The following is a 13,752-nucleotide window of genomic DNA, read 5'->3' as shown; positions in this document are numbered from 1 at the left end:
GTCCGTGTCGGGTCGGCTCCGGCGATGAGGTCAGTGCTGTGCCGTGGTGCCTCCGTACTGCCGTTGGTCGGCATGTGACGTCCCCCAGGTGAGTGTGAACAGCGTCAGGGCGTGCAACTGCCGGTCGGTGCGGGCCCATCGGCGCCAGTGGGTGCCGAACTCCTTTTCGGTGGCGGGCCAGGGATGGTCCGGGACGATGCGGCGGGCCCAGGTGCGGACGGCCAGGTCGTGGTGCGGGTAGATCGAGAAGTCGCCGGTGAAGTCCGCGGCGGCCGCGGCGGCGGTCCACGGGCCGATGCGCGGGACCTCGTCCAACGCCTCGACGAGTGCGCCGGCGGGCAGGGTCCGCCACCGGTCGGCGTGTTGGAGATAGGCGTGCGCGGCGGCCTGGAGCGCGGTGCGGTGGAACAGGGCGCCGACGTTCTTGAACGCCTCCTCGGGCAGCGCGAGGACCGTCTCCGGCCCGGGGGCGGTGGACAAGCGGCCCGCGGTGGTCTCCACGACGGGGCCGTGGGCCGTACACCAGGCGCGATGGATCTTGCGGGCCTGCGCGGCTCGAACGACCTGGCGCAGGATCGCGGTGCTGATCGCCTCCCACAGAGATGGGTTGGGGACCCGCACCACCGTGCCCAGGCTTTTCAACGCGGTGCTCAAGGGCTTCGGCACCGCGGGTAGTTCATCGGGTTCGGTGACGGTGACGGCGGGCTTGGGGTCGTCCTCGCCGGTGACGACGTCCAGCCGCAGACCCTCGCCCGGGTCGAACGTGGCCAGCCACAGGCCGGATCCGGTGTCCAGCAGGCGTACACGCGAGCCGGTCGGGCCGGTGGTCCAGGCGGGATGGTCGGTGGTCGGTGTGACCGTCACGAGTGCTCCTCGGCGAGGCGGTGGGGCATGCGGACAGCATGTCCCGACTCGGCGCCCCCGCGATGCGTTTCGACGTGATGTCACCCTCTGGGCCCTTTCCCGGGTAATGAGCCTTGCCGCCCTTTCGTTGTGGGGAACCGAAACGTCGGACAGGAGGGAGAACTCCCAACCCCCGCCGGCGTGAGGCGATCACCGTGGCGCGGTGGATACACGGGGCGCTTGCCCGTGCCGTTCGTTGCGTGGCGGCGGAGGCCGACGAGGTGCGCCGCGTCGGGGATGCGGCGTGTTCGTACCCGGTGAAGTACGCGGGTCCCGTGGGTGGGACGGTTACGGTTCGTCGTTGACGATCGTGCAGCCGTGCAGGATGCGGACCAGTTGGCGGGCCTGCATCCAGGGCAGGAGGGGTGAATCGAACGTCAGGGACTTCGCTGTGGAACTGGTGGTGCGGGTACGCGGGTCGATGCTCCAGAGCGTGCCGTACACGCCGGTGACCACCGATGCCGCGACGCGCACCTTCACCGCCCCGCGGCGCAGGTGTGGGCACCGTCGCAGGGATGGCTCGACGCCCGCGCGGGACATCGGCGGATGCGTGGTCTCCAGGCCGTTGGGCCAGTCCGCCCAGTCGCCGCGGCGGTCCTCCAGCAGCCACAACACGCCCCGTTCGTCGACGTCGGCCGGTTTTCCGGAGACCTGGCACAGGAGCAGTTCCATTGCTTTGCGCTGGCGTTGGGGGTGGACGAGTCCGAGGTCGGGGCGGCCGCGGCCCGGTCGGGAGGAGTAGCGGGCCCACAGGACGCCGCGGTCGTCGCGGTCGGTGGGTCGCGGCGGCAGGTAGGAGATACCGAAAGTGTCGACCTGGAGATCGCGGTTGTCGCGGGTCTCCCCGCTCCAGGTGCTGACGTAGGGGACCGGGATCGCGGGTTTGCGGTGGCCGGTGCGCTTCGGGTTCTTGGCGGCGCTCATGATCACCGTGCCGGTCGATACACGGGGACGGGAAGGGTGTCGGGCGCCGGCAGATGTGGGACGCAGGGCGAGGCCGCCGGTAGTGGGGTCGGCGGGTCGACGTGCGCCGGGCGGTCCCGGGGAAGGTGTCCATTGTTCGCCGGGTGTGCGGCCGCGATTCCGGAGGCGATGCCGCCGCACCGTTCGAGGACGGCGACCGGGGCGAGGGCGCCCGCGCTGGCGTGGAGGGTCCCGGAGCGGGGGCAGGGCGTGCACGGTGACAACGCGGATCGTCCTCTCGAAGCGGTGGACAACAGTGGCGGAAAAAGGCGTCGGGGAACGGGACACGGTCGGGCGCGTGGGCGCGACGCACGGCGTCGCAGGAGTGCGTGGCGGCCGGCGCCGCAGTCCGGTCGGGGTGGGCGTTCAGGCGGGGTCGGAGCCTGGACCTGTCTCACAGATCAGGGACGTCACGGTGTCGGCGACGTCCTCTACGCTGCGGTGGTCGGTGTCCACGACCGGGCCCGGGAAGGCGGCGGCGATGCGGGTCTGGGCGTGCAGGCGATCCACGAGAAGGTGTCTGAAGGCCACCATGCCCCGATGGCGCGGGGTCGGGTTCTCGGCGGCGTCCAGGCGGCGGATCGCCTCGTGGGGGCTCACACACAGGTGGATGGTGAGGTCCGCCGGGGGGAGATGACGCTGAAGCCTGGCCGTCTCTTCGTCCGGGTCGGCGGTGTCCGGGTCGAGATCGGTGAGGAAGGCGGCCATGGCGGTGACGGTGTAGCCGGCCATGAGCACCTCGCCGGGGGCGTCGAGCACGTGCGGATGCTCGGTGACGCAGCGCAGGGCCGCCCGCCACAGCATGGTGCGGGTGCCGTTGGCGATGGTGGGGTGTTCCCAGGACAGGTCCACGAACCGGGGGTCCGGACACGGCACCGTCGTGATGCCCAACTCCCGGTGCACGCAGGCGGCGACGGCCGTCACCCCGGACCCGGGGCCGCCCTCGATGGCGATCAGCCGTCGGGCGCGCGAGCCGGGCCGGCTCCTGGACCGAAACGGCGGGGTGACGGCGTTCGCCGGTGCCGCGACGATCATGTGGTGCCTCCGAGTTCATCGGGGGTGAAGCCGGTGCCCAGGAGCGAATCCCGCAGGTGCCGGAACAGGGTCAAAGCCGGCGGGCGCGTCAGGTGCCGGGGCTCCGTCAGGACCATGGGCAGGCCCGTCGCGTCGAAGACGTTGAAACGCCACGTCAACACGACAGGGGTGGCGGGATGCGCCACACACGACGCGGTGACCGAGTGGGCCGGCGGAGTGAACGGGCGGAACGTCTCGTTCGGGACGAACAGCGGATGTTGTGGAACGTAGGGACGGGCCCGAGGCGTTTTCACCGCGCGCCTCCGTCCGATGCCGCGGCCGGGAGCGTACCGAGCGTCGCGGCCACCTCCGTCCGCGACCGGCGGCGCTGCCCGGGAGCGGGGAAGGCGTCCGCGAGGCGCACGGCCTCCGGCGACCCGGATCAACGCGTCGCCGTCCGGCGACGCGTCCCGCAACGTGGCGGGGAAACGGGCCAGGTGTTCGGCGGCAACACGGTTGGCATCGGCGATCGGGAACGTGGCGAGCAGCCCGAGAACGGCCGCCTCGGCCTCCGCCGGGGTCAGGCTGACGACGTCGGTGACGGGGTGGGTGCAGCCGCCCATGCCCGGGACACTCAGGTGATACTGCTTGGAGTCGCTCAGGTGACGGCGCTCCTGCCCGCGGATCGGGTACCTGCTGACCTCCACATCGGGCATGTCCGCGCGCGGGCCGCTCACGAGCCGCTCCCCAACGCCCGCAGGTTCATCAGACCCAACCGGACCAGTATCGCGAACCCCTCGGGCCGGACCGCCGACCACTGCTCCGGCTCGCCGACGCAGGTGCCGACCGGGCCGGTCGCGGCCGTCTCCACCAGCACGGCGAACCCGGGCTCGGTCAGGTACGGCGCACCGGTATCCAGAACGGCCGCCAAGCCCTTGTTGTAGTGGTCCACGGCCTCGCCCAACACCGCACAGGAGGGCCTGTACCTGCCCAGGCAGCTGACGACGTCGGCCAGGTTCATCCCGAACGGCCCGTAGGACGGGGCGTCTCCGCACCCCACCAACCACGGGGCACCCGTGCAGTCGACGCGGACGTCCCTGGGCTCGAGCGACCACACGACCGTCCCCGGGGCCATGGCCACGACCCTCTCGACATCGACCAGGAATCAGCGGCCGTCGACTCCCTGTGCCAGCCCGCCGACGCGTGGCCCGTTCGAGGTCGCCACGGCGCTGGTCGGCGAACACCTCCAGCGCCACCACGAACCCCCCGTCCCGCGCCCGCGCGAGGACGGCACCGCCATCGGTGGTCGGCTCGAACACGAGAGCGCGATGAAACGCCCCGTCGAGCCGCCCGATCGCCTCGGCGGCCGGGCCCAGGCACGCCGGGTCGACGCCCACGGTGGGGACGGACGTCTCCCACTCCAAGGGCGCCAGATTGCCCAGCCACTGCTCGTCGTAGTCGGACCGCACCGCGGCCACGTGGGCGTCGAGCAGGCCGTCCGAAGCCCACGCGCGAAGTCCGGGAAACACGGCGAGGGTCGTGGCCGGCGGGGAGTTGCGTGCCGCCCGGATATTCCTGGCCCCGGATGTCTGCGGCGGGTCGGGCTCGTTCACGGCTTGCTCCAGACGGATCGATGGTCGAAGTACGGCGGACGCCACGGCCGTTCCGGTGGGTCGCGGCGCCCGCCGGTCGTCCACCGGGGGGCGGTGGACGACGGCCCGGCCGGTACCCGGCGTGCGCTCGCGGAGGTGGGGGCGAACGCGCCGACGGCACAGGAGACGGCCGGGAAACGGGTGCGTGCGGCGGCACGCGATATCCCGGTGTCGGTGCGGGCGGTGCGCGTGGGAACAGCGGCACCGCCCACACCGGCCCCGCCCACGCCCCCCGGTCCGGGGCGGGCGCATCCTCACGCCTTTGTGAGGAGCCGTGACCCACCGTGCTCTGTCTCGTCCACAGAGCACGGGTGCGGCAGTGCCGATGGCGGTGACCTCCGGATCGCGGTGCCACCGCCGTGGCGCCGATTACGGGCCGGCGGGTTGGGTGGCCGCCAGGAAGGAAATCCCGGGCTCCTGGCGGCCGACTCGCTACCTGAACCGCAAACGGCGCAGGTCGCGAGAGTCGTTGGGGTGACGGTCCGTCAGGACTGTTTGTTTCGGCGGGGTCTCGGGTGACCATCGTGGTTGCCGCTCTCCAGGCCACGGAGTTGGCGGATTGGTCGTGAGTGGCCTGGCCGGGTTCAACAGGCGCTCAGCTACGGTGGTCCCAAGTCATCCGCGATGACGGCGGTGCTTCAGGCGACTTGTATCCGATCACCGCTTTGGAGACGGGAGAAGCGGAAGGCTTCGGCCGTTCCTGCATGGGAATCGACTCCAACGCCGTGTGCGAGGTGGTTTCTGTTCACGGGCTCTATGCGCTCGGGGCAGTCGAAGGCGACACGAATGATCTTTTGGGCAGCCTGGCCCGCGAACCCGTCACCGCGAAGCACGACCAACTGCCGAGCCAGCGTCATAACCAGCCGTAGTCCGCGTCCGTGCTCACTGTTGGTGTCGGTGCTCGAATCGATACACAAGGAGCGATGGGGTGCGTCGTCCCCAACGCCGATGAGGAGCTGGTCGTCACGCTTTATCCACTCCAGGGTCACCATGCCGGTACCGACGTGCTTCACCGCATTGGTCACCAACTCGGAGACCACCAGCATCACCGTGTCGGTCCGCTCGTCATCCAGGCCAACCGCACGGCATACGCCGACAACATGAACGCGGGCCAGCGCCGGCGCTCGGCTCGACATAGGTAGCTTGACTATGGATGCCGGGTGGTTCGACGGTGCGTCTTGGGTGGGCATGGCAGGAACTCCCCTTGCTCGATAGGTGCTCAGCTTGATCTTTAACCCCGGCAAGGTTGGTCTTGCCGGGGTTTGTGCGTTTGGCGGACAGCAGTGCGGCCGCCCTGCAAGCTTCGAAATGTCTGGTAACGAAGCAAACAGGAACGGCCGCTGTGACGAGTCTTCTGCAGGATCCCGCCCGCGTCGAGTCCCTGAACGTGTTGTCACGCTTCAGGACGGACTTCCACGGCTGTCTCACCACGCGCGCGGACGCGTTGTTCGAGCTGACCGACGCGCTCTCGTGTGCCGACGGTGCCGTGACGTCCCTGGTCGACCTCACCCTCACACCCGAACACCGTCGCGGCCACGGCGCCCTCTACGACGGATTGAACAGCGGTCGGGTAGACGAGGAACGCCTGCGGACCGTCCTGGCGGGCCTGCCGCTGCCCAGATGCGCGGACGGCCGGATCGTCCTCGCCGTGGACGTCAGCCCCTGGTTGCGCTCGGACGCTCCCACCAGCGCGGAACGGCTGTTCTGCCACGTCTACGGCCGCGCGAAAAGCAAATCCGAGCTGGTCCCCGGTTGGCCGTACTCGTTCGTCGCCGCGTTGGAGTCCGGACGCACGTCCTGGACCGCGATCCTGGATGTCGTCCGCCTGGGCCCCGCGGACGACGCGACGGCGGTGACGGCGAACCAACTTCGCCGCGTGGTGGCCGCGTTGACGAAGGCGGGTCACTGGGGCGAGGGCGATCCCGACATCGTCGTCGTCATGGACGCCGGCTACGACGCCACCCGCCTGGCGTTCGTCCTGGCGGATCTGCCCGTCGAGATCCTGGGCCGGATCCGCTCGGACCGGGTGATGCTCCACCCGAGACCGCCCCGCCTGCCGGGCACCAACGGCCGCCCGCCCAAACACGGTCCCGCGTTCGCGCTCGACAGACCCGAAACCTGGTCCGCTCCGACCCACGCGACCGTCACCGAGACCACCCGCTACGGCACCGCCCGGGCCGACGGTTGGGACCGGATGCACCCACGGCTGACCCACCGCACGAGTTGGCTCGACCACGACGGCGAACTCCCCGTCGTCGAGGGCACGTTGGTCCGTCTGCGTGTCGACCGCCTACCGGGTGACCGCGACCCCAAGCCGGTCTGGCTGTGGTCGTCGAAAACCGGCGGCACGGCGATCGACGTCGACCGCCACTGGCGCTCCTACCTCCGGCGATTCGACCTCGAACACACCTTCCGCCTGTTCAAGCAGACCCTGGGATGGACCCGTCCGAGGATCCGCACGCCCCAGGCGGCCGACCGCTGGACGTGGCTCGTGGTCGCCTGCCACACCCATCTGCGGCTGGCCCGCTCGCTCGCCGCGGACCTGCGTCGCCCCTGGGAGAAACCCGCCGAACCCGGAAGGTTGACCCCGGCCCGGGTCCGCCGCGGGTTCAGGAACATCCGCCCGAACCTCGCCCAGCCGGCCGGCGCACCCAAACCCGGAAAACCCGGCCCGGGACGCCCTCCCGGCTCCAGGAATCTTCGACCCGCACCCCGCTACGACGTCGGCAAGACCGTCAAACGCGAGCGCACCCTCACCGCCCACCACGACCGCACAGGATAAAGACCAAGCTCAGGGCATGTCGGAGAACGGCGTACGGTGACCGCCGTGCCCAGATGGAGATCTTGTGTGAGCGGAGAAACGCCGTCCGTCACATCCCACAGATTTGTCCGATCGTGGGTGCACGGTCAAGCCGACAGGGTGTCTTACCGGTACTTACCAAGAATTACCGAGTCGCTGTCACGTGACGAGGAAGGCCACTACCCTCAGACTCGATCCGATCAAGTCGCGAGATAGCGAACAGGCTTTCGGAGAAGGTGAGTTCATGAATCCGTCCACGACCGGCAATGCTCGTCGCAGGCTTGGGGAGCTCCTTCGCGAGCACCGGAGGGACAGCGAGATGACCGGCGCACAGGTCGCGGCAAAACTTCGATGCTCGGGGCGCACATCAGTCGCCTGGAGACCGGCAAGCGGATCGTGACGCGCACGCTGATCAATGCCTTCGCGAAGGTCTACAATCTCGACGAGCAGCAAATCGCTGCCCTTGAGTCGCTGCGCAAACAGGCACACGAAGCCGAGGCCCCGTGGTGGGCCACGTACAACGTCGGAAGCGCATATGCGCGTCTACTGGAAGCCGAATCCGTAGCGCTGCGCTGCCTCGACTATCAGACCGTTCTTGTTCCGGCTCTGCTCCAAGTGCCGAAGTACGCCTTCGCCGTCAACGCCATGGGTTCGGCGGACCTGAGCCGTGGCCAGGTGGATGCGCTCACCGAGGTTCGCATGAAGCGGCAGGAGCGCCTGCGGGACGATCGCCCGCTCCGACTCGAGGCGATCGTGACGGAAGCAGCCTTGCGCTTCGTCGTCGGTGGCCCGGACGTCTACGGAGGCCAGATCCGCCATCTGCTCGACGTGGTCGACCACCTGGAGCACGTCACAGTGCAGGTCATCCCCTACGCGGCTGGGGAGAACGGTACGCAGACGGGTACGTTCAACTTGTACGAGATGCCCTACGGCGAGGGGGACTTGGCCTTCGGTGAATCGGTCAGCGGAGCAACGGCCATCACTGCCCCGCTCGAACTACGCCACCTGCGGAGGTTGTTCATCGAACTGCGAAACTCGGCCCTCAGCCCCAAGGACAGCCGCGCGTTGATCAGCAGCCTCGTCTGATCAACCGGAAGAAAGCGAGAGACATGAGCCACGCCTACGTCGACGATGCCACGGAACTATCCGGGGCTCCCTGGCGCACCAGCTCGTACACCGGAAACAACAGCCAGTGTGTGGAAGTCGCCCCGCTACCCACGCCATCCATCGCCGTCCGGGACTCGAAGGTTCCCTCGGGCCCTGCGCTCACGTTCGTACCGAGCGCGTTTGCGGCGTGCATAGCTGCGATTGCATAAGCGCTGTTCCACTGAGGACGCCCCGGCGAATGGGGGGCGTCCTCACCGCGTCACGGTAGCGCTCATGCCCGACGAAACGGGAGAGGTTCACGCCGCGCAGGTTGGTCCTGGGCCCATACGTTCCGCTCGCATCACGTGGCGTCGCCAGTCCAGCTGGTTGTGATGAACGTCCGTGTGTGTCGCCCGTACGTTGCGACAGACCACCCTCCCGCGTGAATTACGCCATGCCCGGGAGGACCCGACGCGACGAAGCGCTCCGTCTCCCGGGCCGGGGCGAAAGACCGAGGGAGGACCGCATGGCCGACCACGGTGGTGACAAGGCACGGATCAAACCAGGGAATTCGCAGCCCACGCCGGGCGGGTTGAACGACCACCCGAACGGTTCCGCCCGGCGCCTATCGCAGAGACGACAGGTGACGACAGGGATCGCCCGCCTCCTCGCGGACGCGGGCGCTCTCCCGCACGGCTGGGGAGATGCCTTCGCAACGGCGACTACACCTCGGCCATCGACCGCAACGCCACCGGTGAACACGGATGCCAGATGACCCGAGTCTCGGCGGCCCAGCCACCGGGTGCCAGTGCGCCGACCCGGGGACTCGGCGTCGCACCTCGGGCGGTGCGCGCGGGGGAGGCTGACGGTTCGGCCCCTTCGTTGCGGCGGGTCGGGCGGGCTGGGTTCGCCAATCGACGACGGTGACCCGGTTCGCCCACGCTCCTGTCCACTCCGAGCGGCGCTCGCCGCCGGGAAGGGTCCATCCGGTCTCCGGGGATTCGCGTACGACGGGATGTGACGCATGCGCCGCCAACTGCTCGTGGAGGCCATTGAGCCCGGAGGCCGAACAGGCGGAGACCACCGAGCTGCGGCACCGAACGCGTGGCGTGCGCTGGCGACCGGGCCGCCCTCCTGTGGTGCTCGCTCCGGCTAGCCTGGCGGTCATGGAGTTCCGCGATTTCGGCGAACGTCGGTCCGTACAGCGTCCGAACCTCGAGGCCGTGGACCTGGAGGAGCATCCGGGTCTGTTCAAGGGTCTCGTGGACCTGACGGCGGTGGTCGTCGAGGGCGGTGCACACACGGGGGTCCGGTCCGAAGGTGCGATCACCTACGGGTCGTTGACGGACGTCGGGTTGGGCGAGACGCACATCCAACCGTTGCGGCTCGCGGACGTCGTGATGAGGCGCTGTGATCTGTCCAACGCGCGGTGGCGCGATGTCGGGATGTCCCGGGTGGAGCTGGACGGTTGTCGGGCTGTGGGTCTGGCGTTGAGCGGCACGCTCGACGACGTGTACGCGGTGGACACGCGGTTCGACATGATGGCGCTGGGCCGCGAGCGTGGCCGGGCGTGGACGGTGTTCGAGCGGTGTTCGTTCAAGGATGCCGTGCTGTCCGGTTCGTTCGATCGGGTGATCTTCCGTGATTGCGACCTGTCGGGTGCCGAGTTCGAGGCGACGTCGGCGCGCGGGGCGGATGTGCGTGGTTCGCGCCTCGACGGGGTGCGCGGGCTGATGACATTGCGGGGGGCGACCCTGGACGGGGACCAGGCGCGCGAGGTGGCCGAGCAACTCGCGGCGGAGGCGGGCTTCCTCGTTGCACGCTGATCCGCCCGTTGCCCGGCGGTTCGGCTACTTGCTCCAGTTGTCCCAGGTCGGCCGATTGTCGAATCGCTGACCCTGGTTGTCCCAGGTGGGGCGGCTGTCGAACCCGGCCGGGGCGACAGTGGTGCGGGCGGCGGCGACGAGAGGCCACCAGGTCTCCGGGTCGGCCGCGATGCGGTCAGCGAGTGCGAGCATGGCGTGCAACTCCTTCTACGAGGGCGATCTTCGAGGCGGTGCAGTATCGGGTGCGGGTGCCGTCGAGGCGGCCTCCGTGCTCGAAGTACTTGTTCGCGGGGTGGCCACCGCCGCAGAACGCGTAGTACGGGCAGCCGGCCCGGCAGGCATCGACACCGGCGAGGAATTCGGCCAGCCATGCGGTGCGGTCGGCGGCTTCGTCCAGGAGCATGTCCAGCGGGGTGTGGCGGACGTTCCCCGTCGTCAAGGTCCCGAATCTCTCGTCGTCGAACCCGGCGAGCTCGGGCGAGATCAGGACCACCGAGCCGTCGTAGGCGATAGTCGGCAGCGGGTCCAACCTGTCGGAGCCGTCGGGCCGGTCACCGTGCAGGACGGCCCCGGCGAACGACAGGACCCGGTCGATCTCGCGGACCCGCATCCGGCCGTCGCCGCGCCACGCAGCGACCATGGTGTCCCAGAACGCGGTCGTCTTCTCCGTGTCGTGCCACCGACGCCGAGTGTTGGCGCCTTCCTGCTCCTCGATGTTGATGCCGGCCACGTCGGCTCCGAGGTCGGCGAGGAATCCGTACAGCTCCCGCGCGACGGCCGGCGTGGGGTCGACGACGACGGCGATGACCGAGAACGGGATCCCGTGGCGGCGCAGGGCGTCGATGCCGCGCAGGATCCGTGCGAACGCCGGTGCATCGGACCGGGTGACGCGCTCGGCGTTCATGGGCTCGGGTCCGTCGATGCTCACGCCCACCCGCATGCCGTGGTCGCGGAAGAAGCGGCACCACGCGGCGTCGATCAGGGTGGCGTTGGTTTGCACGCTGTGTACGACGCCCCGGAACGGGCGCATGAGTGCCGCGAGGCGGTCGCGGCCGACGGTGAGCGGTTCCCCGCCGTGCCAGACGACTTCGAAGTCGGGTCGGGTTGCGGCCCAGTGGTTCACGCTTGCCGCGACGCTCTCGGCGACGCTCGGCGACATGAGGTGCTTCGCCTTGCGAAAAGGCAGGTAGCAGTAGCGGCAGTCCAGATTGCACAGGGTGCCGGGCTGCATGATCACGGAGTTCGGAACGGTCGTCAGGCGCGAGGACATCGGAACCCCCGTTCGGTTGCGGTGTGGAACAGGACTCCAGGTGCGTGCACGTGCGCCGATGCGGCGAAATCAGCCTGCGACTGGTCGTACGTCGCCGTCGCTCCCGCTTTCCACTCTGGAGTCAGAGTGCCGCCGCTCGGCGGGGGTTCTCCACAGCCTTCTATGGATGTGCAGGGCGATTCATCGCCGATCGAACGCCTCGATTGCTCCCACGATCCGTCGCATCGCCGCACGTGGTGCCCAAGGCTCAACGACGAACACGGTGGCCGGCTGCCACGTGTTCGGGCCTACCACGGCCCTTCCGACCCCAACACGCGCGCAGCGGCCGTCATCGTCCGCCTGGGCTCTCGACGCCGAAGTGGTCGTGGCGTGGATGGTGGCTCCCGGGGTGGTGTGGCGGATCGATGGCCCGTCACGTCGCAGGTATGGCTTGCCGGGCTGGTTCGTCATGAAGTCGAGTTGTCGGTGGCCGTGTTGTGTCGATGAGCTTGACCGCTGTCGCCATGCGGGGTGAAGGTCGTAGAAGTCCGTGCACATCCGTCGATTCGGAGGGCGTCGTGGCCTTACGGTTCATCGCGAAGGATCCGGAAAGCAAGACGGGCGCGTCGCCCACGGTGTGGGTGGACGACGAGACCGGCGAGATCGTCGTCCAGGGGTGGACGCCCGGTGAGGCACTGCTGGCGCAGTGCCGGCACACCGGACCGATTCCGGACTCGGAGTTCGTTGTGCGTCTGCCGGCGAGGTTGGCCGGCCCTCTGAGGGAGGCTGCCGATGTCGCCGAGCGTACCGCTGGATGAGTCGCCCTTCACCGAACGGCTCGGCGGACTGATGGGCGTGGCCCGGTCGTCCGCAGTGCATTGGGAAACTCGGGACAGTTACGCCGTCGATGGTGAGGACGAGGACTTCGAGGCGTGGCGTGCCGGACGGATCACGGACGAGGAGGAGGCGGCGTGGTGGGGGCCGTTCCTGGACGAGGTGGTCGCGGCGACCGGTCGTGGTGTCACGTTCCGCAGGTTGCGGGTGGTTTCCGAGCCGATCTCGGACTACATCCGCTACGAGCACATCGGCACCGGACAGAACATCAAGGCCGGCGAGGAGGTCCGGTGGTTGCCTCGTGCACAAGCGGGCGACCTGACGCTGCCCGCGCTGGACGGCTGGGTGTTCGATGAGCAGGTCCTGCTGCTGCATCACTTCGGCGGTGACAATCGCATGATCGGCCACGAACTGGTGCGCGAAACAGCGCGGGCCGCCGCGTACTCCGAGGTGTTCGAGCGGTTGTGGGAGCGGGCCACTCCACACGAGGAGTATCGAGTCGGCTGAACCCGGATCCCAGTACCGCTGGTACGCACAGCCATGGTCACCTCACCATCCTCCGGCGCCCAGGCCGCCCGCGCGGCGTTGGGCGCGCGCCTGCGCGAGATCATGCGGAACGCGGATCTCGACGGCGTCCGTCTCGCAGCCCGAGCCGGGTTGCACGCGTCGAAGTCCAGCCGTCTGACGACCGGCGCGACGCTTCCCTCACCGTCGGACATCCGTATCTGGTGCGCGGTGTGTGGCGCGGACGACCAGGTCGAAGACCTGCTGGCCCGTTCCCGGGACGTCGACTCGCTGTACGTGGAATGGAAGCGGCGACACAGGGGTGGCCTGCGTCGGCTCCAGGACTCCTACACCGCCGAGTTCGAAAGAACGCGCCGCTTTCGCGAGTATCGGTGTGACGTGGTCCCCGGATTCGCGCAGACCCACGCCTACGCGCAGGCCCTGTTGGCTTCCGTGGCCCGCTTCGACCGCATCCCCGACGACTCGCAGGAGGCGGCGACCGCGCGCCTCGCACGATCCTCGATCGTCCGGGCGCCCGCAGAGCGCACATTCGTGCTGCTGATCGATGAAGCGGTCCTTCACCACCGCATCGCGGACAACGTGGTCATGTCCGAGCAACTGAACCACCTCGCGGCCCTGATGGCATTTCCCGCCGTGTCCCTGGGCATCCTGCCGATGCACGCACGCCGGGACTCGATCCTGCCCCTGGAGTCGTTCCTCCTCCTCGACGACTTCCAGGTACGCATCGAACTGCTCACTGCCGAGATCCGCGTCACCGCCCCGAGCGAGGTCAACGGCTACCTCCGCGCCTTCACCGAACTCTCCCGCCTCGCCGTCCACGGCGCCCAGGCCCGCGCATTGATCGGCACAGCGCTGAACACCTTGACCTGACCTTCTCGCCGCAAGCAGACCTGTCCAACT

At 69.1% G+C, this 13,752-nt stretch carries 14 protein-coding genes; 6 read left to right on the top strand and 8 right to left on the bottom strand.

Annotated elements, in window-relative coordinates; all coding sequences use genetic code 11:
• Positions 1-30 precede the first annotated feature (30 nt).
• From ACH4XV_RS40515 to ACH4XV_RS40490, 6 genes are all read right to left on the bottom strand, one after another.
• Positions 31-864, bottom strand: a complete 834-nt coding sequence (locus ACH4XV_RS40515; protein ID WP_395798279.1) for a hypothetical protein — start codon at positions 862-864, stop codon at positions 31-33.
• A 327-nt stretch (positions 865-1,191) separates the two neighbouring features.
• Entirely contained in the window at positions 1,192-1,827 is a 636-nt protein-coding gene (locus ACH4XV_RS40510) for a hypothetical protein (RefSeq protein ID WP_395798277.1), read from the bottom strand.
• A gap of 405 nt (positions 1,828-2,232) precedes the next feature.
• Positions 2,233-2,901, bottom strand: a complete 669-nt coding sequence (locus ACH4XV_RS40505; protein WP_395798275.1) for a hypothetical protein — start codon at positions 2,899-2,901, stop codon at positions 2,233-2,235.
• On the bottom strand, positions 2,898-3,617 hold the full coding sequence (locus ACH4XV_RS40500) for a hypothetical protein (protein WP_395798273.1): 720 nt from the start codon (positions 3,615-3,617) through the stop codon (positions 2,898-2,900). The genes ACH4XV_RS40505 and ACH4XV_RS40500 overlap by 4 nt, the downstream gene beginning before the upstream one ends.
• Positions 3,614-4,015 carry a hypothetical protein gene (locus ACH4XV_RS40495; RefSeq protein WP_395798271.1) on the bottom strand — a complete coding sequence of 134 codons (402 nt, stop codon included), beginning with the start codon at positions 4,013-4,015 and terminating at the stop codon, positions 3,614-3,616. Before ACH4XV_RS40495 ends, ACH4XV_RS40500 begins: the two co-directional genes overlap by 4 nt.
• Positions 4,016-5,170: 1,155 nt before the next feature.
• Complete coding sequence (locus ACH4XV_RS40490) at positions 5,171-5,722, bottom strand: ATP-binding protein (protein WP_395798269.1); 552 nt, start codon at positions 5,720-5,722, stop codon at positions 5,171-5,173.
• A 152-nt stretch (positions 5,723-5,874) separates the two neighbouring features.
• On the opposite strand from ACH4XV_RS40490, the gene ACH4XV_RS40485 reads away from it, so the two are divergent.
• The 4 genes from ACH4XV_RS40485 (at position 5,875) to ACH4XV_RS40470 (ending at position 10,244) form a co-directional block, all read left to right on the top strand.
• Positions 5,875-7,314: an NF041680 family putative transposase gene (locus ACH4XV_RS40485; protein WP_395798267.1), complete on the top strand. Its 1,440-nt coding sequence runs from the start codon at positions 5,875-5,877 to the stop codon at positions 7,312-7,314.
• 369 nt (positions 7,315-7,683) lie between these two features.
• On the top strand, positions 7,684-8,418 hold the full coding sequence (locus ACH4XV_RS40480; protein WP_395798265.1) for a DUF5753 domain-containing protein: 735 nt from the start codon (positions 7,684-7,686) through the stop codon (positions 8,416-8,418).
• Between the two features lie 23 nt (positions 8,419-8,441).
• Positions 8,442-8,648: a DUF397 domain-containing protein gene (locus tag ACH4XV_RS40475; protein ID WP_395798263.1), complete on the top strand. Its 207-nt coding sequence runs from the start codon at positions 8,442-8,444 to the stop codon at positions 8,646-8,648.
• A 936-nt stretch (positions 8,649-9,584) separates the two neighbouring features.
• Complete coding sequence (locus tag ACH4XV_RS40470) at positions 9,585-10,244, top strand: pentapeptide repeat-containing protein (protein WP_395798261.1); 660 nt, start codon at positions 9,585-9,587, stop codon at positions 10,242-10,244.
• Positions 10,245-10,268: 24 nt separating this feature from the next.
• Here the strand turns inward: ACH4XV_RS40470 and amcA are convergent, their stop codons facing one another.
• Complete coding sequence (amcA, locus tag ACH4XV_RS40465) at positions 10,269-10,436, bottom strand: multiple cyclophane-containing RiPP AmcA (protein ID WP_395798259.1); 168 nt, start codon at positions 10,434-10,436, stop codon at positions 10,269-10,271.
• The gene (amcB, locus tag ACH4XV_RS40460; protein ID WP_395798258.1) at positions 10,420-11,514 is read right to left on the bottom strand and encodes a cyclophane-forming radical SAM peptide maturase AmcB; all 1,095 of its coding nucleotides are present in this window, start codon (positions 11,512-11,514) and stop codon (positions 10,420-10,422) included. The genes amcA and amcB overlap by 17 nt, the downstream gene beginning before the upstream one ends.
• Positions 11,515-12,285: 771 nt before the next feature.
• Here amcB and ACH4XV_RS40455 point away from each other — a divergent pair.
• Both ACH4XV_RS40455 and ACH4XV_RS40450 read left to right on the top strand, forming a co-directional pair.
• Positions 12,286-12,834, top strand: coding sequence for a DUF6879 family protein (locus ACH4XV_RS40455; protein WP_395798256.1), 549 nt, complete (start codon positions 12,286-12,288; stop codon positions 12,832-12,834).
• A gap of 33 nt (positions 12,835-12,867) precedes the next feature.
• Entirely contained in the window at positions 12,868-13,722 is an 855-nt protein-coding gene (locus ACH4XV_RS40450) for a DUF5753 domain-containing protein (protein ID WP_395798254.1), read from the top strand.
• Positions 13,723-13,752: the final 30 nt, after the last annotated feature.

Source organism: Embleya sp. NPDC020630 (assembly GCF_044334985.1).
Taxonomy (GTDB): Bacteria; Actinomycetota; Actinomycetes; order Streptomycetales; family Streptomycetaceae; genus Embleya.
Note: the sequence above shows the minus strand (reverse complement) of the source record. Positions and strands in the feature narration are given on the sequence as shown.

What these genes read in the sequence shown, in the direction of transcription:
- ACH4XV_RS40510 (WP_395798277.1), bottom strand. Translation starts at nt 1,827, where the DNA reads ATGAGCGCCGCCAAGAACCCGAAGCGCACCGGCCACCGCAAACCCGCG.
- ACH4XV_RS40490 (WP_395798269.1), bottom strand. Translation starts at nt 5,722, where the DNA reads ATGCCCACCCAAGACGCACCGTCGAACCACCCGGCATCCATAGTCAAG.
- ACH4XV_RS40470 (WP_395798261.1), top strand. Translation starts at nt 9,585, where the DNA reads ATGGAGTTCCGCGATTTCGGCGAACGTCGGTCCGTACAGCGTCCGAAC.
- ACH4XV_RS40505 (WP_395798275.1), bottom strand. Translation starts at nt 2,901, where the DNA reads ATGATCGTCGCGGCACCGGCGAACGCCGTCACCCCGCCGTTTCGGTCC.
- amcA (WP_395798259.1), bottom strand. Translation starts at nt 10,436, where the DNA reads ATGCTCGCACTCGCTGACCGCATCGCGGCCGACCCGGAGACCTGGTGG.
- ACH4XV_RS40495 (WP_395798271.1), bottom strand. Translation starts at nt 4,015, where the DNA reads ATGGCCCCGGGGACGGTCGTGTGGTCGCTCGAGCCCAGGGACGTCCGC.
- ACH4XV_RS40455 (WP_395798256.1), top strand. Translation starts at nt 12,286, where the DNA reads ATGTCGCCGAGCGTACCGCTGGATGAGTCGCCCTTCACCGAACGGCTC.
- ACH4XV_RS40450 (WP_395798254.1), top strand. Translation starts at nt 12,868, where the DNA reads ATGGTCACCTCACCATCCTCCGGCGCCCAGGCCGCCCGCGCGGCGTTG.
- ACH4XV_RS40480 (WP_395798265.1), top strand. Translation starts at nt 7,684, where the DNA reads ATGCTCGGGGCGCACATCAGTCGCCTGGAGACCGGCAAGCGGATCGTG.
- amcB (WP_395798258.1), bottom strand. Translation starts at nt 11,514, where the DNA reads ATGTCCTCGCGCCTGACGACCGTTCCGAACTCCGTGATCATGCAGCCC.
- ACH4XV_RS40475 (WP_395798263.1), top strand. Translation starts at nt 8,442, where the DNA reads ATGAGCCACGCCTACGTCGACGATGCCACGGAACTATCCGGGGCTCCC.